The sequence below is a fragment of the Vicinamibacteria bacterium genome (assembly GCA_035620555.1).
GTDB lineage: Bacteria > Acidobacteriota > Vicinamibacteria > Marinacidobacterales > SMYC01 > DASPGQ01.
Genome location: DASPGQ010000389.1, coordinates 1 through 19,572, shown reverse-complemented (window position 1 = coordinate 19,572; position 19,572 = coordinate 1). Strand labels below are relative to the sequence as shown.

15 protein-coding genes are annotated in these 19,572 nt (G+C 62.1%); 14 read left to right on the top strand and 1 reads right to left on the bottom strand.

Annotation, left to right across the window (positions count from 1 at the left end; translation table 11 throughout):
* Window positions 1-289 precede the first annotated feature (289 nt).
* The 5 genes from smc to asnS all read left to right on the top strand — a co-directional run bounded on the left by smc (window position 290) and on the right by asnS (window position 7,920).
* Window positions 290-3,895 carry a chromosome segregation protein SMC gene (smc, locus tag VEK15_15830; GenBank protein HXV62170.1) on the top strand — a complete coding sequence of 1,202 codons (3,606 nt, stop codon included), beginning with the start codon at window positions 290-292 and terminating at the stop codon, window positions 3,893-3,895.
* A gap of 85 nt (window positions 3,896-3,980) precedes the next feature.
* A complete protein-coding gene (gene cyaB, locus VEK15_15825) occupies window positions 3,981-4,556 on the top strand; it encodes a class IV adenylate cyclase (protein HXV62169.1) in 576 nt (191 codons plus the stop codon).
* Window positions 4,553-5,614, top strand: a complete 1,062-nt coding sequence (locus VEK15_15820) for an NDP-sugar synthase (protein ID HXV62168.1) — start codon at window positions 4,553-4,555, stop codon at window positions 5,612-5,614. Before cyaB ends, VEK15_15820 begins: the two co-directional genes overlap by 4 nt.
* 3 nt (window positions 5,615-5,617) lie before the next feature.
* Complete coding sequence (locus VEK15_15815) at window positions 5,618-6,604, top strand: phosphotransferase (protein HXV62167.1); 987 nt, start codon at window positions 5,618-5,620, stop codon at window positions 6,602-6,604.
* Window positions 6,605-6,621: 17 nt separating this feature from the next.
* Entirely contained in the window at window positions 6,622-7,920 is a 1,299-nt protein-coding gene (gene asnS / locus VEK15_15810) for an asparagine--tRNA ligase (GenBank protein ID HXV62166.1), read from the top strand.
* 120 nt (window positions 7,921-8,040) lie between these two features.
* Here asnS and VEK15_15805 read toward each other — a convergent pair whose 3' ends face one another.
* A complete protein-coding gene (locus tag VEK15_15805) occupies window positions 8,041-8,967 on the bottom strand; it encodes an ankyrin repeat domain-containing protein (GenBank protein ID HXV62165.1) in 927 nt (308 codons plus the stop codon).
* Between the two features lie 68 nt (window positions 8,968-9,035).
* On the opposite strand from VEK15_15805, the gene rimO reads away from it, so the two are divergent.
* The 9 genes from rimO to pnp form a co-directional block, all read left to right on the top strand.
* Window positions 9,036-10,403, top strand: a complete 1,368-nt coding sequence (gene rimO, locus VEK15_15800; protein HXV62164.1) for a 30S ribosomal protein S12 methylthiotransferase RimO — start codon at window positions 9,036-9,038, stop codon at window positions 10,401-10,403.
* Between the two features lie 176 nt (window positions 10,404-10,579).
* Complete coding sequence (gene rimP, locus VEK15_15795) at window positions 10,580-11,080, top strand: ribosome maturation factor RimP (protein HXV62163.1); 501 nt, start codon at window positions 10,580-10,582, stop codon at window positions 11,078-11,080.
* A complete protein-coding gene (gene nusA, locus VEK15_15790; protein ID HXV62162.1) occupies window positions 11,077-12,441 on the top strand; it encodes a transcription termination factor NusA in 1,365 nt (454 codons plus the stop codon). The genes rimP and nusA overlap by 4 nt, the downstream gene beginning before the upstream one ends.
* Window position 12,442: 1 nt before the next feature.
* Window positions 12,443-15,145 (top strand): translation initiation factor IF-2, encoded by a 2,703-nt coding sequence (gene infB / locus VEK15_15785; protein HXV62161.1) that lies wholly within the window; start codon window positions 12,443-12,445, stop codon window positions 15,143-15,145.
* Between the two features lie 144 nt (window positions 15,146-15,289).
* On the top strand, window positions 15,290-15,613 hold the full coding sequence (locus VEK15_15780) for a DUF503 domain-containing protein (protein ID HXV62160.1): 324 nt from the start codon (window positions 15,290-15,292) through the stop codon (window positions 15,611-15,613).
* 3 nt (window positions 15,614-15,616) lie between these two features.
* Window positions 15,617-15,994, top strand: coding sequence for a 30S ribosome-binding factor RbfA (gene rbfA, locus VEK15_15775; GenBank protein ID HXV62159.1), 378 nt, complete (start codon window positions 15,617-15,619; stop codon window positions 15,992-15,994).
* Window positions 15,991-16,896: a tRNA pseudouridine(55) synthase TruB gene (gene truB, locus VEK15_15770; GenBank protein HXV62158.1), complete on the top strand. Its 906-nt coding sequence runs from the start codon at window positions 15,991-15,993 to the stop codon at window positions 16,894-16,896. The genes rbfA and truB overlap by 4 nt, the downstream gene beginning before the upstream one ends.
* An 82-nt stretch (window positions 16,897-16,978) precedes the next feature.
* Window positions 16,979-17,248 (top strand): 30S ribosomal protein S15, encoded by a 270-nt coding sequence (rpsO, locus tag VEK15_15765; GenBank protein ID HXV62157.1) that lies wholly within the window; start codon window positions 16,979-16,981, stop codon window positions 17,246-17,248.
* A 210-nt stretch (window positions 17,249-17,458) separates the two neighbouring features.
* The coding region (pnp, locus tag VEK15_15760) for a polyribonucleotide nucleotidyltransferase (GenBank protein ID HXV62156.1) at window positions 17,459-19,572 on the top strand (2,114 nt) is incomplete at its 3' end.

The following is a 19,572-nucleotide window of genomic DNA, read 5'->3' as shown; positions in this document are numbered from 1 at the left end:
CGTGCTCGGCGGTAGGCTTACCGCGGCAAGTTAGCACAGGCGTGACCGGGACACTACCTGAGTCCATGGGCCCGAACGAAAGGCGCGATGGATCGGCACCGCGGGGGAGAGTTCCATCTGCGCGAACACCCACGAAGGCTCGATGGATCGAGCCCTTTTCCAATGAGTGAGGGCACCGTCTTCACGACGTCCGACGCTAAACTTAGGGGTATAACGACCTCTCGACTACAATATCTGGTATCCGGCCTCTTGGCCAGGCACAGGGCATGTGCTAGACTCCCCTCTCCGGATGAAGCTGGAACGCGTCGACATCTTCGGATTCAAGAGCTTCGGAGAAAAGGTCGAGCTCACCTTCCACGAAGGCGTCACCGCAATCGTGGGGCCGAACGGGTGCGGCAAGAGCAACATCGCCGACGCCATCGGGTGGGTACTCGGGGAGCAGAGCGCCAAGAGCCTCCGAGGGCAGAAGATGGAGGACGTCATCTTCAACGGAAGCCAGTCCCGTCCGCCGCTCGCCCTGTCCGAGGTCAATCTCCGGGTTTCCCGGATCGACCTGTCTCGCGATGACGACGAAGCCAGGGCTCATTCGGGAAAGAGCGAGGTCCTGGTCACCAGGCGGCTCGACCGCAGCGGCACCAGCGAATATCTCATCGATGGCGCGCCCACCCGTCTGCGAGACGTGCAGGAGCTCTTCATGGGGACGGGCGTCGGGTCCAAGGCCTACGCGATCATCGAGCAGGGAAAGATCGGCCTCATCCTGTCCAGCAAGCCCACCGATCGGAGAGTCCTGATCGAAGAAGCCGCGGGCATCACGAAATACAAATCCAAGAGGCGCTCGGCCGAGCTGAAGCTACAGGCAGCGCAGCAGAACCTGCTTCGCATCAACGACATCGTCTACGAGATCACTCGCCAGATGAACTCCCTCAAGCGGCAGGCGGGAAAGGCTCGCCGCTATCATCGGCTCCGCGGCGCGATGGAGCGACTCGAGCGATGCGTGGCGGTCAAGAAGTTCGCCGTGCTCCAAGCCAAGCTGGCCGGCACTCGAGCGCGGCTGAGTACCGTCGTCGAGGAAGAGCTGCGCCGCTCGACGAGTCTCGCGACCGCGGAAGTCTTTCTCGAGCTGTGCCGCTTGAGGCGGATGGAGAACGAGCGAGAGCTCGACGACACGCGGGAGCAACTACATCGGCTCGAGCTTGCGACGGAGCGGCTCGACCAGTCGATAAAACGGGACCAGCGCCAAATCGTCGAGCTCGAGGAGCGCGGCGAGCAGATCGGTGTCGAGGAAGAGGAGCTCGTTTCCCGTCGCGGACCGCTTCTGGAGCGTCTCGACCAGAGGCGCCGTGAGGAAGAGCTTCTCCTGCGAGAGCTCGAAGGACGCGAGGCACAAACGGAGCTTTGCGAACGCCGGCTCAAGGAGGCGTCGCTTTCTCTCGCCGAGCTCGAGGCGGGCATCGAGGATGCCCGTGCCGAGATCTTGCACCGCGTCAGCAAGATCGCCGCCTTCAACAACTTTCTGCAGGGCGTGCTGGCAAACTTGGAGAAGGTCGCTGCCGAGCTTCTCAAGATCGATGGTGAGCAGCGGGAGCTCGAGGACGAAGAGAAGCGGCTCGGAGCGGCGGCGGTCGAGCTCGCGAACGTGCTCCGAGCGCAGCAAGAGAGACGGGCCGCGCTCAAGTGGGAGCAGACGACGCTTCAGTCCGACCTGGCGAAAGCACGAGACGAGCTCGATAGTCTCGACAACGAAGTGACCCGGGAAAAGGAGACGCTCTCCGAGCTTCTCGGTCGACTCGCGTCGCTTCGTGAAGTCGTTCAGGCACGAGCGCAATTCGGCAGCGGTGCGCGGCTGCTCCTTACCACCGGGCAAGAGCGAGGCATTCGCGTCCTCGGTTCGGTCTCGGACGCACTCGAGGTCGACCGGCGGCTCGAGCGAGCCGCGGAAGCCTTGTTCGACGTTGCCCTACAGCGAGTGCGGGTCGAGAACGAGAACGATGTGGATCTCGCGCGCTCCCTCTTCCGTACTTCGCCGGAAGCGGGACGTTCGGAGCTCCTCGTAGGCACGTTGACGAGGGATTCCGACAGGGGGCTGAGCGCCACTCTCGACGCACTCAAAGCCCGTTCCCTGCCGGGCGTAATCGGTCTATTGAGTGACGGCGTCCGGTCCAGCCCGCAGGAGCTGATACGTTTTCTCCCCGACGCCATAGTGGTCGAGACCTTCGAAGACGCTCTCCGATGTTTCAAGGAAGTGGCCGCACCATACGTGAGCCTCGATGGGGAGATCCTCGCGCCGCCGGGTGTCGTGATACTCGGGGCGGGAGCAGGCGGGGAAGGTCTCCTCTCGACGCGTCGACAAATCCGTGAGATGGAGGAGTCGGTAACCGGCGCGCGAGTGCGGGTCGAGGAGCTCGGCGGCAGACGCGAGCGGGCCGTGAGAGAGCTCGAATCGAAACGAGGGAGACTCAGCGAGCTCCACGAGCAAGGACACGCGCTGGAGAAAACTCTGGTTGGACTCGAGCACGAGACCGCCCGGCTGACCGACGAACGTCGGCGCGCCGAGCGAAAGCGAGGTGTGCTCGCCAATGAGCGCTCGCGCGCGGAGTCGGAACGTTCGGCTCTTCAAGGCAAGAGGATCGACATGGAAGCTTCGTTGGCCGAGGAAGAAGAGGCCAAACGAGCGAGGGAACGGGCGATCGACGAGCTCCGGTCGCAACTGAGCGCCCGACGAACGGGCGTGGACGAGCTCCAGGCAGAGGCAGCGGAGGAGAGGTCCCGTCTTGCCGCTCTGAGAGAACGGCGCGACGCCGTGCGCCTCGATCTCGATCGTATGCTCGAAGGGGCCTCGGAGCTCGACGCGCGGATCGAAGCCCGTCGCAAAGAGAGGGAGGGTCTCGTCGCGCGAAAATCGGCGTTGGAGCAGGGAATCGCCAGGGCAGAGGGGGAGCTCTTCGATGTATCGCGAGCCCGGGGGGAGAAAATCGGTCGTGGCCAGCGACTCGAATCCCTCCTCGCCGAGGAAAACTCCCGGGTGAAGGCGACCGAGGAGGCACTCAAGACCCGACGCCGGGAGCTCGAGGCCGTCCGTGAACAAAAAGCCGCCGAGGAGGTCGTCCTGGCCCGCGAGGAATCGGACGAGCGGCACCTGCGGGAGCACTTCGAGGACTCGTTCAAGCTCACACTCATGCAAGCGGCGGCGATCGTTACTCCTGCCGAGCTTGCCCGGGATGACGGAGAGATGCAGCTGGAGCTGTCGGAGTTGAAACGCAAGCTCGATGCCATCGGACCGGTCAACCCCATGGCGGACGACGAGTACCGGGAGCTCGAGACGCGCCACGAGTTCGTGACCAAACAACGGCAGGATCTCATCGACGCCATCGAGAGCACGGAGACGGCAATCGACCGCATCGATCGGACCTCGAAGCAGAGATTCAGGGAAGCCTTCGATGCGATCAACGAGGGTTTCGGCGAAACGTTCAAGCAGCTCTTTGGCGGCGGCGGCGCCGGCATTCGGCTGGTGGACGAGGACGACGTACTCGAGAGCGGGGTCGACATCATCGCCCAGCCTCCGGGTAAGAGACTTCAGAACGTTCTGCTGCTCTCCGGAGGCGAGAAGGCGATGACGGCCATCGCGCTCCTCTTTGCCATCTTTCGCTACCGCCCGTCGCCGTTTTGCCTCTTGGACGAAGTAGACGCGCCGCTCGACGACGCAAACGTCGGCCGTTTCCTGTCCATGCTGCGGGAGCTGCGCGAGACGACCCAGTTCATCATCATTACCCACAATAGGAAAACCATGGAGATGGCCGACCAGCTCTATGGTGTCACGATGGAGGAGCCAGGGGTGTCGAGGCTCGTGTCGGTGAGTATGGTGGAGCGAGAACAAGCGGAACCGGTGGCGACTTAATCCGACGTCAGCCTCCTGTCTAATTCCGTGGCGGGACCTGTGGTTCGTCAGAAAAGTGATAGACTGCTCGCACGAGTGTTTCGCCTTGAGCATCACCATCGAAAAAGAAGTCAAGTTTCGTCTTGCCGTGCGAGAGGATGGTGAGTCACGGCTCGCGAAGCTCGGCGCTCGACTGACGGCGCCTCGCCACTTCGAGTCGAACCAGCTCTTCGATTCCGAGACCTTCAGAGTTCGACAACGCGGAGCGGCGCTGCGGCTGCGCCGGGTTGGGGACACCGCATGGCTGACATTCAAGGGGCCTCACCACGGAAGCGGTAAGATCAAAGGGCGCCGCGAGATCGAGACGTCTGTCGGAGACGCGAACGCGATCGAGGCGATCCTGGAAGCCCTCGGTTTCCAGGAACGCTTCCGCTACGAGAAATACCGAACCGGCTATCGATGGAAGAACGTCGGTTTGTGCCTCGACGAGACGCCGATTGGGGACTTCATCGAGATCGAGGCGTCGCCCGAAGAGATAGCCGAAGCGGCCGCTGGTCTCGAGCTCGACATGCAGAACGCACTCGTTTCCACTTATCCTCGACTCTACGAGTTGTACAGACAGGAGTCGCCCGACGCTCCCCTGTTCATGGTCTTCCCGGAGGACTCCTCTTCCACGGCATGAGATCGGCTCCGCGCGCGATGATCCTTGCGGCGGGGCAAGGCAAGCGGCTGCGCCCGTTAACGGCGAGCCTCGCCAAGCCCGCGCTGCCGCTTCTTGGACGACCTCTGATCGAGTACACGTTTCGACGCTTGGTGCGTGCCGGCGTACGCGAGGTTGTGGTCAATCTGCATCATCACGCGGAAAGCCTGGAACCCGTTCTCGACCGGGCTCGGGCGCAGTTGGAGGTGCATGAGTCGCGCGAGGCCGAGCTACTCGGTACCGCCGGAGGCGTCAAGAAAGTGGGAGAACGATTGTCGGGGAAGACCTTCCTGCTACTCAATGGTGACACCGTTTTCGATTTCGATCTCTCCGAGCTCGTGCAACGCCATCGAAGCTCGCGGGCCAAGGCCACCCTGGTTCTGCGTTCCAAACGCGGGGGTACGCGATTCTCCAGCGTAACGATCGATGACGACGGCCGGGTTGTCCGGATCGACAAGCGGGACAGAGGTCCGGGACTGATGTTCGCGGGCGTCTGGCTGCTCGAGCCATCAGTGCTGGAGCTCCTTTCGGGTCGACCGGGCGGCCTGGATGTCGAGCTCCTGCCGGCGCTGATCGAGGAGAAGACCGTCTTTGCCTGCGTCCAGGAACGGTCGTTCATAACAGTGGACACTCCCGGACGGTACTGGGCGGCTTCGTTGACGATGGCCCGCGAGGGGCTTTTCGAAGAGGACTGGGGTGTGCGACGCCACTGCGCCCGCCTTTTTCGGGGCGAAGACACGACCCTGGGCGATGGCATGTACCTCGAGGGTTCGGTCGTCCTCGGGGCGCGATGCCGGGTTGGGGCGGGTGCCTGCCTCAAGAACGTCGTATGCTGGGACGACGTGCAGATTCCGGCCGGGGCGGTGCTTTCGAACGCGGTCATCTCCGACGGCGTTCGCATACCCGAAGGGGAAGACTTTTCCGGAAAGTTGTTGATGCGGGTACCTCCCGATCGGACCGAGATCCGAAAGCGTGAAGTGCGGGGTGGGCTCGTAATCGCCTCCCTCGAGATCGGGCGGTCGCTGGGCTTGAGAAGTTGAATCGTGCACGAATTCGCAGCGACCGCAACCGAGCGCTTGAAAGCGCTCGTCGAACGCCTGGCGGCGTCGGAGGTTCGTCAGCTCGCGGGAGATGCCTCCACTCGCTTGTACTACCGGGTCCGTCTCGACGACGACCAGACTCGAATCATCGCGGTTCTTCCCGAGCCATTCGAGCCCGATCAGCTCCCGTTTCTCGACACCCTTGCCCTGCTCCAGACCCTCACCATTCGAGTTCCCCGGGTCTACGAATCGATGGGCCCGGACGGCATCCTTGTTCTGGAAGATCTAGGAGATCGTCTCCTCCAGAACGAAGTAACCCATCGTCGCGCCGACAAACGACAGCTCTATGCGGAAGCGATCGATCTTCTCACGAAGTTACAAATCGGAGCCCGCGACCTCTCGCCGCGAAGCCACCTGGCGTTACGAATCGCGTTCGACGACCGGAAGTTTCGTGAGGAGCTGTCCTTCTTTCGGACCCATTTTCTCGAGGGTTTGAGGGGTGCGAGGCTCGACGTCGAGGACGGGTTGGCCCTCGAAGCGAGCTTCGAGAACATCGCCCGGGAGCTTGCTTCGCAAACCTACGCCCTGTGCCACCGGGATTACCACTCGCGGAACCTCATTCGATGCAGCGATGATGAACTTGCGGTAATCGACTTTCAGGATGCACGCCTTGGACCGCGCGTCTACGACCTGGTCTCACTCATGAACGACTCATACGTGGTGCATACGGTCGAGCTCGTAAAGGAAATGACCGAGCGATTTTCCCGCGCCCTCGGCGTCGACGTCGCGAACGAGTACGATCTTGCGGCTCTCCAGCGAAATTTGAAGGCGTTGGGAACGTTTGGCTATCAAATCGTGCACCGGGCAAACGAGGTCTATCGTCCCTACCTCGCACCGACCCTGGGGCTGGTTCGGGACAACTTGGTGCGAAACTCGCGCTTTGCTACGCTGAGGCGGGTCTTGGCCAGGCAGCTCCCGGAGTTACAGTAAATGGAGAGCACGTCGCGATGAGCAATCGAGGCCAGGTATACATCGAAGAGCTGAGCGCACACGTGGGTGATTCGGTGACACTCCGCGGCTGGCTTCACAACCGGCGCTCCAGCGGAAAGCTGGCGTTTCTGATATTCCGCGACGGAACCGGTTTCATGCAGGCCGTCTTGTCCAAGAGCGACGTGTCCGAGGAGGTATGGGAGCGTTCGAAGACCCTGACGCAGGAAAGTGCCATCGAGCTCCGCGGCCTGGTTCGAGAGGAACCTCGTGCTCCTGGGGGCTACGAGCTCACGGTCGAGGAGCTCGTGTTGCATCACCTGGCGGAGGATTATCCGATCACGCCCAAGGAACATGGGACGAGCTTTCTTCTGGACCACCGTCACCTTTGGCTGCGCTCGAAACGTCAGCACGCCATCCTCCGGATCCGCAACGAAGTCATCGTGGCCGCGCGGCGATTTCTCGACGGTCGCGGCTTTCTGTGCTCCGACACTCCGATCTTCACGCCCAACGCGTGCGAAGGCACCACCACGCTATTCGAGACCCGGTACTTCGACCAGTCGGCCTTTCTCTCGCAGAGCGGGCAGCTCTATAACGAGGCCATCGCCATGGCGGTGGGCAAGACTTACTGTTTCGGCCCGACCTTCCGTGCGGAGAAGTCCAAGACACGGCGTCATCTCATCGAGTTCTGGATGATCGAGCCCGAGGTGGCCTATGCGGAGCTTCAGGACACCGTGGAGCTTGCCGAGGATCTCATCTGCGCCATCGTCGAGTCGGTGCTGGGAAGAAGGAAGGCGGAGCTGGACGTGCTCGAACGCGACGTCTCGCCACTCGAGGCCGTCGGCAAGCCTTTCTACCGCATGACTTACGATGAAGCGGCGAAGAAGCTCGCCGACAAAACCGGCTTCGAGCCGGGAAACGATTTCGGGGCGCAGGACGAGACCGCGCTCGTGGAAGAGCTCGACCGGCCGCTGGCGGTGACCCACTACCCCACGTCGGTGAAAGCGTTCTACATGCAGCCGGATGCCGATCGTCCCGACCGGGTGCTGTGCGTGGATATTCTCGCGCCCGAGGGTTACGGCGAGATCGTGGGCGGCGGACAGCGGATCCACGACCTGGAGCTTCTCCGCGCCCGCTTGAAGGAGCATGGCCTACCCGAAAAGGACTTCCAGTGGTACTTGGACTTGCGGCGGTTCGGCAGCGTGCCGCACTCGGGCTTCGGCATGGGCATCGAACGTCTGGTCTCCTGGATCTGCAAGCTCGATCATCTCCGCGAAGCGATACCCTTTCCTCGCATGCTGTATCGTTTATCTCCGTGAAATGCCGTGGCGGGACCTCTAGCTGATCGTCCGCCACGGCTCGGCCTCTGCGGCGCTGCGCGCCGATCTCGCGGCAGATGCGACCGGCGCCGCTCGGGAGGCCTGCACTAAAAAGATGGTTCAGCGCGCGAGGGCTTGACGGAGTCGTGCCGCCGCCTCGGAATGGCCTCCGAGCTCGGCCCAATCGAGTGCCGTCCGGCCGTCGTTCGACCGCACACTGACATCGGCACCGGAGTCGATGAGAAATGATACCGTCTCCGTGGCACCCGCGGACGCGGCACAGGTGAGCAGCGTGAACCCCCTCGGTCCTCTCAAGTTCACGTTGACTCCAGCGCCGAGCGCTGCCCGAAGAACGTCGCGATGCTGGCACCCGGCGATGGCGGCGCGCTCGATGACGTCACGTTGTGCCCCGGCCTGGAGAAGCCTCAGAAAGACCCAGGTGCTTCCCTGCCGGGCAGCGAACGTAAGTGCGTTCTCGCCCGTCGTTTCGATCCCCGTACCCTCGCGGGTGGGATCGGCACCGGCGTCGAGGAGGACCAATACCATCTCGATGTCGCGCCTTTCGATCGCCGTCATGAGCGGTGTCTGATAAGAAGAGGTGTCGAGTGCGTCGACGTCTGCACCCGCTTCGATGAGTCTCGAGACTTCGGCTCGATTCCCCGCACGGACGGCCTCATCGAGTCGCTCTTCGAGGCTCTCGATCGCCCCCGCGGCCCGGAGCTCTGAAGCGATGTCCGTGCGGCCGGCTTCGAGGGCGACGCTGAGAGCACTGGTCCCGAGATCATCTCGGCGTGAGATGTCCGCTCCCGCAGCGATCAGCCGCCGGACCGACTCGAGAGAGCTCTGTGCCGCGAGGATGAGGGCGGTCCGCCCGTAGGCGTCTGCCGCGTCGACGTCAGCCCCCGCGGCGATGAGACGTTCCGCCGTCTCGACATCGTCCTCCATGACGGCGAGCATGAGGGGCGTTCGCCCCGCATCGTCCCGCTTTTCTGGCTCGGCCTGCTGACCGGTGCCGAACGCCAGGAGGATCACCAACGTTTCGAGCACGGGACCCATCATAGCATCGCGTTGACGTACTGGATGCTTCTCGCCGGGTGAGTTAACCTAGCAGGTTGATGAAAAAGGGAACCAAAGTCGGATTCGTCAGCCTGGGCTGCCCGAAAAATCTGCTCGATACCGAAGTGATGCTCGGGCACCTGAAGGTGGCGGGTTACGAGATCACGCCCCGTCCCGAGGAAGCACAGGTTTTGGTGGTCAACACCTGTGGTTTCATCGAGGCCGCCAAACAAGAGAGCATCGACGCCATTCTGGAGATGGCGCGTCACAAGAAAGGCGGCAACTGTCGTCGTCTCGTTGTCGCCGGCTGCCTTGCCCAACGTTACGCCGGGGAAATCGCCACCGAGCTGCCCGAAGTCGATGCCGTCATCGGCCTCGATCATCTCGACGGAATCGTCGAGGCCTGTCGTGATGGGGAGCGGCGAATCGCCTCGCTCGCGGCCGATGGCAGTGCGGCCTATCTCTACGATCATCTGGCACCCCGAATCACGACGACACCGGCCCACTATGCGTTCGTAAAGATCTCCGAAGGGTGTGACTATCCCTGCACGTTTTGCATCATCCCCAAGATTCGCGGGGCTTACCGCAGCCGCACTCCTGAATCCATCCTTGCCGAGGCCGAAGCCCTGGCTTCTCAGGGAGTTCGCGAGCTTGTGCTCGTGGCGCAAGACACGACTCGCTACGGAGTCGAGCTCGGGTTGCGCCACGGTCTGGCTGAGCTGGTGCGACAGCTCGCTCGGGTGACGGGGATCGAATGGGTGAGATTTCTCTACGCCTACCCGACGACGGTCGATGACGAGGTCCTTCGCGCCATGGTGGAGGTGCCGGGCGTTTGTCGCTATCTAGACATGCCACTCCAGCACGCCAGTAACCGCGTGCTGAAACGGATGAAGCGCCCGGGCTCGAGGCGCAGCAACGAGGCCCTTATCGAGCGAGTGCGGAAAGCGGTACCCGGTCTCGCGCTACGCAGCTCGTTCATCGTGGGGTTCCCTGGTGAGACCGAAGACGACTTCGCGGAGCTCATGAGCTTTTGCTCCGAGATGGAGCTCGATCACGTGGGCGTTTTCACCTACTCGAACGAAGAAGACACCGAGGCTTGGGTCGAGAAAGAGGCGATCCGCTCCGCAGAGAAGGAGCGTCGGCGGAACCGGCTTATGGCTCAGCAAAGGGAGATCTCAGCCCGAAAGAACCGCTGGTGGGTGGGACGAAGGACGAAGGTTCTCGTCGATGGACCCTCGGAGGAAAGCGATTTGTTGCTGTCGGGGCGAACCGAACGACAGGCACCGGGCGTGGATGGGTGCGTTCTCATCAACGACGGCGTTGCTCTCGCCGGAAGCTTCGTGGAGGTGCAAATTACCGAGGCCCACTCCTACGACCTGATCGGGCGGATCGTCACCGAAGCCGCACCCATCTCGGCGAGCGCTTGAATTCGGTAGGGGGCTTAGACTATATTGGACCGAGTTGACGGGAGACACGGAGTGGGCACCGTGCCCACTTTTTTTATTGGTTTGAACGCTCGAAGCTTCTTTCGCGCGACTCCATAGCAAAGACGAGGTGATTGGACGAGGTGGTTGCAACCCTGGCCCCGTCTCTCGATCCGATGATGTACGCCGACGCATTGCTACCGACTCTCGAGACGCTGGCACGCCGCGCCGCCGAGGCCGAAGGGGTTTCGCTCGGCTGGGTGGAGCTCAAGCGCCAGGGGAGCTCATGGGTCCTCCGCGTCTTTATCGACATCGACCGTGAAGATCGCGGCGTAGGGCTTCTCGACTGCGAAAGGGTCTCCGAGCGTCTGGGCGTGCTATTGGACGTCGAGGACCCCATCGATAGCTCCTACACCCTCGAGGTCTCGACGCCCGGACTCGACCGGCCCCTGCATGGCGAGAGCGACTATCAGCGATTTGCCGGGAAACTGGCGAGGATCCAGACCAAGGAGGCCCTCGACGGTCGGCGCCGTTTTCTCGGCCGCCTGGGGGGCATTGTCGAGGGCGGAGTCGAGCTCACAACCGTCGAAGGGAAGACTCTTCGTATCCCCCTGAGAGCGATCGAAAAAGCGCGTCTCGAAGTGGAGCTTCCGCGCCGCGAAGAGGGAAGGCGGCCATGAGCTCGCTCTATCAGCTCATCGAGCAGATCGGCCGTGAAAAGGGCGTCGACGCCCAGGTGATCATATCCGCAGTGGAGGACGCCATTCTTACGGCGGCCAAGAAATACTACCGGACCGAGGAGGATTACAAGGCCCGCTTGAACCGCGAGACCGGACACGTCGACGTGTTCCTCGTCAAACGGGTCGTCTCCCACGTCGGGGATCCTTCCGAAGAGATATCACTGGACGAAGCGAGACGCCTCGACCCGAAGGCCGAGCTCGGAGGAGAGGTGGAGCTCCACAAGCCGACCGCGGCATTGGGTCGCATCGCTGCTCAGACCGCCAAGCAGGTCATATTTCAGAAAGTTCGCGAAGCGGAACGAGACCATATTTTCAGCGAGTACGGGGACCGGGTCGGACAGCTCGTCACCGGTATCGTGAAGCGTGCCGAGACGGGCGACCTCGTCGTGGATCTGGGCAAAACCGAAGCTCTCCTGCCCCGGAGGGAACAGTCGCGGGCGGAGGTCTTCAATCCGGGTGAACGCATACGGGTGGTCATCGTGAGAGTCTCCCGAACGCACCGGGGACCTCAGGTCATCGTGTCCCGAACCGACCCGTCGCTTCTCGCCCGGTTGTTCGAGATGGAAGTCCCGGAAATCTACGAGGGAACGGTGATCGTAAAGAATGCCGTTCGAGAGCCCGGTGATCGCGCCAAGGTCGCCGTGTTCTCGAAGGACAAGGATGTCGACCCGGTGGGAGCCTGCGTGGGGATCAAGGGAGCCAGGGTACAGAACATCATTCGGGAGCTGCGGGGGGAGAAGATCGATATCGTCGAGTGGGACGATGATCCGCGGACGTTCGCATTGAACGCCCTCAACCCTGCGAAAGTGAGCCGGGTCGCAATCGTCGACGAGAAAGAGAAGATCATGGAGGTGATCGTCGAGGACAAGCAACTCTCGCTTGCTATCGGCAAGCGGGGACAGAACGTCCGGCTGGCCGCACGCCTTCTCGGCTGGAAGATCGACATCAAGAGCGAGGAGGAGAAGAAACGTGAGGTCCAGAGCCAGATGGATGCGGCCATGGCTTCGGCCGAGACCGACATCCGCGTCCTCGAGGGAATTGGAGAAAAGACTCTAAAGAAGCTCGTCGCCCATGGAATCACTTCGCTCGAGAAGCTTCTCGCCGCCCCGGACACCGTCCGAAACGTTCCCGGAGTCGGCGACAAAACGGCCGAGAAGCTGGTGGTCGCGGCTCGAGCCTACTTCGACGAGATGCGCCCGGGGGCGGAGAACGCTCGGGTATCCGAGGAGCCGGAGTCCGCATCCGCGGCCCCGGAAGTCGCCGAAGGTGGTCTCGAGGACGCATCGGGAGGTGAGCTGTAGGATGGACAAGGTCAGAGTCTACGAGTTGGCCCGGGAGCTGGAAATGACGAGCCCCGAGACCATCGAGCTGCTCAAATCCAAGCTGAAGATCCGTGTCAAGTCGGCCTCGAGTACGATCGAAGAGGATACTGCCACCAAGCTCAAGCGAATGCTTCGTCTCGAAAAAAGCGGAGCGCGTCGCCGAGAGAAGCTTCCCGCCACCCTCGCCGCCGAGGACGACACCCAAGCTCGGGCGAAGGCGGCTCGCCACCGGCGAGCCGAGAAAGCGCGCCAGGCTCTTCTCGCCGAGATGGAGGCCGAAGAACGGGCGAGGCAACAGGCAAAGAAAGAGCAGGAAGAGCTCAAGCGCAGGGAGAAGGAGAGGGAAGAGGAAGCCGCTCGGGCCGCCCAGGCCGAGAAGGAGAGGATTGCCGCCGAGGAAGCGGATCGTGTCGCAGCCGAGCTCGCCCGCGAAGCCGAAGCCGAGCCAGAGACGGTTGAGGCTGTCGCCGAAGTGGAGGCTCCGCCGCCACAGCCCGTCGTCGTCGAAACCAACGAGCTTGGCGCGGCCGCCAACGCTCCGGCTGCGGTCGAAGTGGAGGAGAAGGAGGTTCGAGCCGAGTCGGTGAGCCCCCCAACGGCTCCACCAGAGCCGCGCCCACCCGCTCGAGAGGAGCCCCCGGCCGCGGCGCCTCCGTCGACACCACCATCGCCGAAGGCCTTCGTCCCCGGGCCCACGTCTCAGTACATCCGGCCGCGGCCGGCGCCTCCGCCCAGATCGCGGCGAGAGGAGATGAAGCCGGTTCCCGCCCCACCGAGACCGGCGGCTCCGATCAAGACCGTACGCGCTCGTGGCGCGGAAGCGAAGCCGAAACGCAAGCAGAAACGCGGGCCCCAGCGGTCCGCGGCGGTCGAAGTCGCCGAGCACGCCTTGCCCGAGCCCGCGCCGCGCATCGAGGAGCGCCGCATCGAGGTCCCCGAGATTCACCGCAGCGTGACTCTGACCGAAGGAGTCACGGTCAAGGAGCTCGCCGAGAAGCTCGAAGTCAAGCACAAAGACGTGATCAAAGTTTTGCTCGGCCGCGGAGTGCTCGCGACAATCAATCAGACTCTCGACGCCGAAACGGCGACCGAAGTGGCCAAGTCCTTTGGCGCCGAAGCCGAGATCCTGAGTTTCGAAGAGGACGTGCTTCGTGAAGAGAGCGTCGAAGAAAAGCCCGAGGACCTGGCGTCTCGCGCACCGGTCGTCACGGTCATGGGCCATGTCGACCACGGGAAGACCAGCCTGCTCGATGCCATCCGTCAAACCAAGGTCGTGGAGAAGGAAGCGGGGGGTATCACGCAGCACGTGGGCGCCTACTCGGTCGATGTCAACGGCCGGGGGATTGTGTTTCTCGACACACCGGGTCACGAAGCGTTTACGCTGATGCGAGCCCGAGGTGCCGGGGTCACCGACCTCGTAGTGCTCGTGGTGGCGGCCGACGACGGAGTCATGCCGCAGACGAGGGAAGCCATCGACCACGCGCGCGCGGCCAACGTTCCCATTCTCGTCGCCATCAACAAAGTGGACAAGGCCAACGCCAACCCCGATCGCGTGAAGCAGCAGCTCGCCGAGCTCGATCTGTCTCCCGAGGATTGGGGCGGCTCCACCGTCTACTGCGAAGTCTCGGCGAAGAAGAGACAGGGTCTCGACTTGCTGCTCGAAATGATCCTTTTGGTGTCCGACTTGCTCGAGCTGAAAGCGAATCCCTCTCGCGCAGGAATGGGAACGGTGCTCGAAGCCAAGCTCGACAAGGGCAAAGGCCCCGTGGCTCATGTGCTGGTTCAGAATGGGACCATCACCGTGGGAGACCCGTTCGTCGCCGGGGCGGCTTACGGTAAGGTGCGAGCGATGTTCGACGACCGGGGACACAAGGTGAAGAGTGTCGGCCCGGCCGCTCCCGTCGAGATCCTGGGCCTGACGTCGCTTCCCCAGGCGGGCGAGCAATTCCAGGTCTTTGCCGACACCGCGAAAGCACGACAGATATCCGAGTTCCGTCAGCAGAAGCTGAGAGAGCGTGAGCTGGCCTCGTCGGCGCGACTCACACTCGACGCGCTCCACCAGAAGGTGAAGGAGGGCTCGGTCAAGGAGCTTCCCATCGTGCTCAAAGCGGACGTCCAGGGTTCGGTCGAAGTGCTCGAAGATACTCTGACCAAGCTGTCCACCGACCAAGTCAAAGTTCGGATCATCCGCGCCGGCGCTGGCGCCATCACCGACACCGACGTCATTCTGGCCTCGGCGTCCAACGCGGTGATCATCGGATTCAACGTGCGCCCCGAGAGGACGGCGAGTGAGCTCGCGGAAAAGGAAGCGATCGACATCCGCCTCCACACGGTGATTTACAACGTGACCGACGAACTCAACAAGGCCATCGAAGGTCTCCTCGAGCCTACGTTCAAGGAGGTCGTGCTGGGGCGGGCCGAGGTCCGTGAGCTGTTCAAGGTCCCTCGCGTGGGTACGGTGTCGGGATGCTACGTCATCGAGGGGAGGATCGCCAGAAGCGCCGATGCCCGACTGCTGAGGGACAACGTCGTCGTCTTCGAGGGCAAGCTCGGGAGTCTTCGCCGCTTCAAGGACGACGTCTCCGAGGTCAAAGAGGGTTTCGAATGCGGTATCGGCCTGGCGGGTTACAACGACGTGAAAGTCGGCGACGTCATCGAAGCCTTCGCGATGGAAAAGGCATAGAATCGGCTCGGATACGAACGCGGAGCTTCCATCGTGCGAGGGGCGCCGGCAACGGGAGACGAGCGCGGATAGGCGACGACGCTCATGACTTGCGCCGGTGCCACCCCAATCGGTGAATCCGATCTTTTGCCGATAACTCAAGTCGTGTCGAGTCGAGCCAGAGCGGATCGAGAATCCGGTGCACCGATCGTAGGCCTCATCGTCATCGAGCTACATTTTCCCGAGGCGCGCTCGTTGAAAGCCAAGCGAATCACGGTGAAGTCGATCAAAGACCGGCTCAAGCGACGTTTCAACGTCGCCATTGCCGAAACGGGCTATCTCGAACTGTGGCAACGGGCGGAGCTCTGTGCCGTTTCGGTGAGCGGGACTCGCTCGGTGCTGGAATCCGAGCTCGAGGCGGTCAGCCGCGAGCTCGAGCGGCATTTTCCCTCCGAGCTCGTTGGGATACGTCTCGAGCTCTACGAGTAACCGATGACTCGACGCCGCGGCGAGCGCGGGATACGACCCGAGCGCGTGGCCGAACAGCTTCGAATGGACACGGCGGAGATTCTGCAAAACGAGATCAAGGATCCTCGAGTACGACTCGTCACCTGCACCCGTGTCCAGGTGAGCTCTGACCTCAAACATGCCAAGCTATACGTGAGCGTGCTGGGCGACGAGAACACACGGAAGAAGGCGATGGACGCCCTCGAAGGGGCGACGGGGTTCGTTCGGCGACGGCTGTCGGAACGGCTGGGGCTTCGGGCGGCACCCGACATTGAGTTCGTTTACGACCCATCGGTCGAATACGGCATTCGTCTCGAGGAGCTGATTCGCGAGACACGCGAGAACGAAGGAGACGACACGTGAGCCTGACGGGGACTCTCCTCGTCGACAAACCAGAAGGCCTCACCTCGCACGACGTCGTGCATCGCCTTCGTCGCGCCACGGGTATCCGGCGGGTCGGGCACACCGGCACGCTCGATCCCTTCGCCACCGGTCTCCTCATCCTGTGCATCGGTCGTTCCACCCGACTCGCCCGATTCTTGAGCCCTTTGCCGAAGGACTACGTTGCCACGGTGCGATTCGGCTTCGCCACGGATACTTACGATCGCACTGGCAAGATCGTCGGGGAGCCGATCGACAGGTGTCCCCCAGAGGACGAGATTCGGGACGCGTTGTCCACGTTTCTAGGCGTCCAGGATCAGATACCGCCCCCCTTCTCGGCAAAGAGAGTCGGCGGTACGCGTTCCTACCGTCTCGCACGGGCAGGCAAGGCGGTCACTCACGAGGCCGTACGGGTGCACGTGCGCGGAATCGAGTTGCTCGAGCTCGCTCCGCCCCTTGCCCGCTTGTTCGTGTCGGCGTCCGGTGGAACTTACGTTCGCTCTCTCGCCCATGATCTCGGTCGGAGGCTCGGGATGGGCGCCCATCTCGAGGCGCTCCGGAGAACCGCCATCGGCTCGTTCAAACTAGATGAAGCCCTGCCTCTGAAAGACGTCGAGGAGCTGGCGGCCAATCGGCGGCTGCAGGAACGGATTCTCGCACCCAGTACCGCCCTGCGTGATCTCGCGGCGGTCACCGTCGGTCACGACGCGGCGTCGTCGATAGCGCTCGGGCAGGACCTTCCCTGGGCCGGGAGCCGTCTCGATGGCTCGGTACGAGTTCTCGATCCCGACGGCGAGCTCGTCGCCGTGGCTGGTCTCGGGGGTTGCGGAAGCTCACTTCGGCCGCTCATGGTTTGGGCTAGCGAAAAAGCCCATAGAGTCTAATCCTTTACACCGATCTTGCCCTGTGCTACCATTCCGCAAGCAAAAAAGAAAGGAAAAGAGATCCAAGACGGAGGACCTGTTATTGACGCTCACCAAGGACAAGAAGACCGGCCTGATCGGAGATTACCGACTCCACACGAACGACACGGGCTCACCCGAGGTCCAGATTGCGATCCTCAGTGAGCGTATTGGTTACCTCACCGAGCACTTCAAGACCCACGCCAAGGACCATCACTCGCGCCGGGGACTGTTGAAGATGGTCGGTCGGCGGCGCCGGCTCCTGGACTATCTGAAGAAGAAAGACATCGGCCGCTATCGCGGAGTCATCCAGAGACTCGGTATTCGCAAGTAAAATATGTCGGTTCTGGCTGCGTTCGACCCTACGGTACGTAAGGTACCGCAGCCGCTCGGAATCGATCGACTTTAGACCGAGTCCCTTCCTTCCTTGGTGGGGCCGCCGTCACGGCGGTGCTGATTACCAGCTGATCTAGATCGAGACCACTATTACGACACCGGATCGGCGTGACTTGCAGGAGCTCCGGACGAGAAGGAGTAAGAGGGAATGATGCATCGCAAGGAAGTTCAAATCGGCGAGCGTGTCCTCACCATCGAGATGGGGAAGTTGGCCAAGCAGGCTAACGGCGCGGCACTAGTACGAATGGGTGACACTGTCGTTCTGATGACCGCATGTGCGTCCAAGGATGTTCGGGAAGGAATCGACTTTCTTCCCCTGACGGTCGACTACCGAGAAAATTTCTACGCCTCGGGCAAGATACCCGGAGGCTTCTTCAAACGGGAAGGCCGACCGAACGAAAAAGAGATCCTCACCAGTCGTCTCATCGATCGGCCGATTCGCCCGCTGTTTCCCGATGGCTGGCATCATGAGACGCAAGTAATCGGTCTCGTACTGTCGACCGACAAGGCGAACGACTCGGATGTTCTAGCGGTCACCGGGGCCTCGGCCGCCCTCTATTGCTCCGACATCCCGTTTCCCACACCAGTCGGTGCGGTGAGAGTCGGTTTCGTCGACGGCGCATTCGTGATCAATCCGACGTTCGAGCAGCTGAAGATCAGTGATTTGAATCTTACGGTGGCGGGCTCTGGAGAAGCCATCGTGATGGTGGAGGCCGGCGCCAATGAAGTGCCCGAGGCTCAAATGGTCGATGCTCTTGCCCTCGCTCACGAGGAGATCAAGAAGCTGACCGCCATTCAGGAAGAGCTGTTCCAGGCCCTGTCACCGACGAAGCTCGAGGTAGTGCCCCGCGCTCGGAACGAAGCGCTCGAAAACGAGGTCGAGCAGAGTTTTCTGGAACATCTCGGCGAAGCCATGCGAACCAAGGGCAAGCTCGACTCGCAGCGCGCGGTGGATCGCGTGCACAAGAGCCTCAGGGAGCAAATGGCGGAGCGTGAGCCCGAACAAGCGGCGGAAGCCGAGGCTGCTCTGAAACGGCTCTCGGAGAAAGTGCTCCGCGACGAGGTTCTGGAGAAGGGGCGCCGACTCGACGGGCGTGAATTCGATGAGGTTCGAGAAGTCACTTGCGAGGTCGGGGTGCTTCCCCGCACTCACGGCTCGTCGCTGTTCACCCGGGGGGAGACACAGGCTCTCGTCACGGTAACGCTCGGAACTTCGGATGACGTCCAGATACTCGACTGGCTGGAAGGAGAGTCGGAGAAACGCTTCATGCTCCACTACAACTTTCCTCCCTTCTCGGTGGGGGAGGCGCGGTTTCTTCGCGGACCGGGGCGCAGGGAGATCGGCCACGGAGCGCTGGCGGAACGCGCGCTCCTGCCCGTCATTCCGGGTGAGAACGAGTTTCCCTACACCATCCGGATCGTCTCGGACATCCTCGAATCGAATGGCTCATCCTCCATGGCGAGCGTCACCGGCGGATGTCTTGCCCTGATGGATGCTGGCGTTCCCTTGAAAGCGCCCATTGCCGGGATCGCTATGGGGCTGATCAAGGAAAGCGAGAAGTATGCCATTCTCACCGACATCGCCGGTGCCGAAGATCACTATGGCGACATGGACTTCAAAGTCGCCGGCACGGCGAACGGGATTACAGCGCTTCAGATGGACATCAAGATCAAAGGGTTGACCCGGGAGATCATGGCGGAGGCGCTAGAACAAGCGCGGCGTGCGCGCATGTTCATTCTCGAGAAAATGGCGGGCGCCCTTAAAGCCCCTCGTGCGGAGATCTCCGCCTACGCTCCCAGGATCTTCACGATGAGGATTCCCACGGACAAGATCCGAGACGTCATCGGACCCGGGGGTAAGATGATTCGGAGCATCATCGAGAGGACGGGCGTCAAGATCGATGTCGAGGACGATGGGAGCGTGGCCATCGCCTCCGTGGACGAGGCATCCGCCCGAAAGGCAATCCAAATCATCGAGGAACTGACCGCGGTCCCGGAGATCGGGAAGACTTACTTAGGAAAAGTTCAGCGGATCGTGGACTTTGGAGCCTTCGTCGAGATCCTTCCGGGAACCGACGGCCTCTTGCACATTTCCGAAGTCGCGGATTATCGCGTGAAAGACGTGCGGAGCGAGATGTCGGAGGGAGATCAGATCCTGGTGAAGGTCATCAATATCGACCCCCAAGGCAAGGTCAAGCTGTCGAGAAAGGCGGTCTTGCGGGAACAGGCGGGTTTGCCGCCTGAAGAGCCGCAGATGCCTCG

Coding starts and splice junctions, on each gene's coding strand:
- rimO (HXV62164.1), top strand. CDS start 9,036: ATGAAAAAGGGAACCAAAGTCGGATTCGTCAGCCTGGGCTGCCCGAAA.
- rimP (HXV62163.1), top strand. CDS start 10,580: ATGTACGCCGACGCATTGCTACCGACTCTCGAGACGCTGGCACGCCGC.
- nusA (HXV62162.1), top strand. CDS start 11,077: ATGAGCTCGCTCTATCAGCTCATCGAGCAGATCGGCCGTGAAAAGGGC.
- VEK15_15820 (HXV62168.1), top strand. CDS start 4,553: ATGAGATCGGCTCCGCGCGCGATGATCCTTGCGGCGGGGCAAGGCAAG.
- smc (HXV62170.1), top strand. CDS start 290: ATGAAGCTGGAACGCGTCGACATCTTCGGATTCAAGAGCTTCGGAGAA.
- rbfA (HXV62159.1), top strand. CDS start 15,617: ATGACTCGACGCCGCGGCGAGCGCGGGATACGACCCGAGCGCGTGGCC.
- asnS (HXV62166.1), top strand. CDS start 6,622: ATGAGCAATCGAGGCCAGGTATACATCGAAGAGCTGAGCGCACACGTG.
- infB (HXV62161.1), top strand. CDS start 12,443: ATGGACAAGGTCAGAGTCTACGAGTTGGCCCGGGAGCTGGAAATGACG.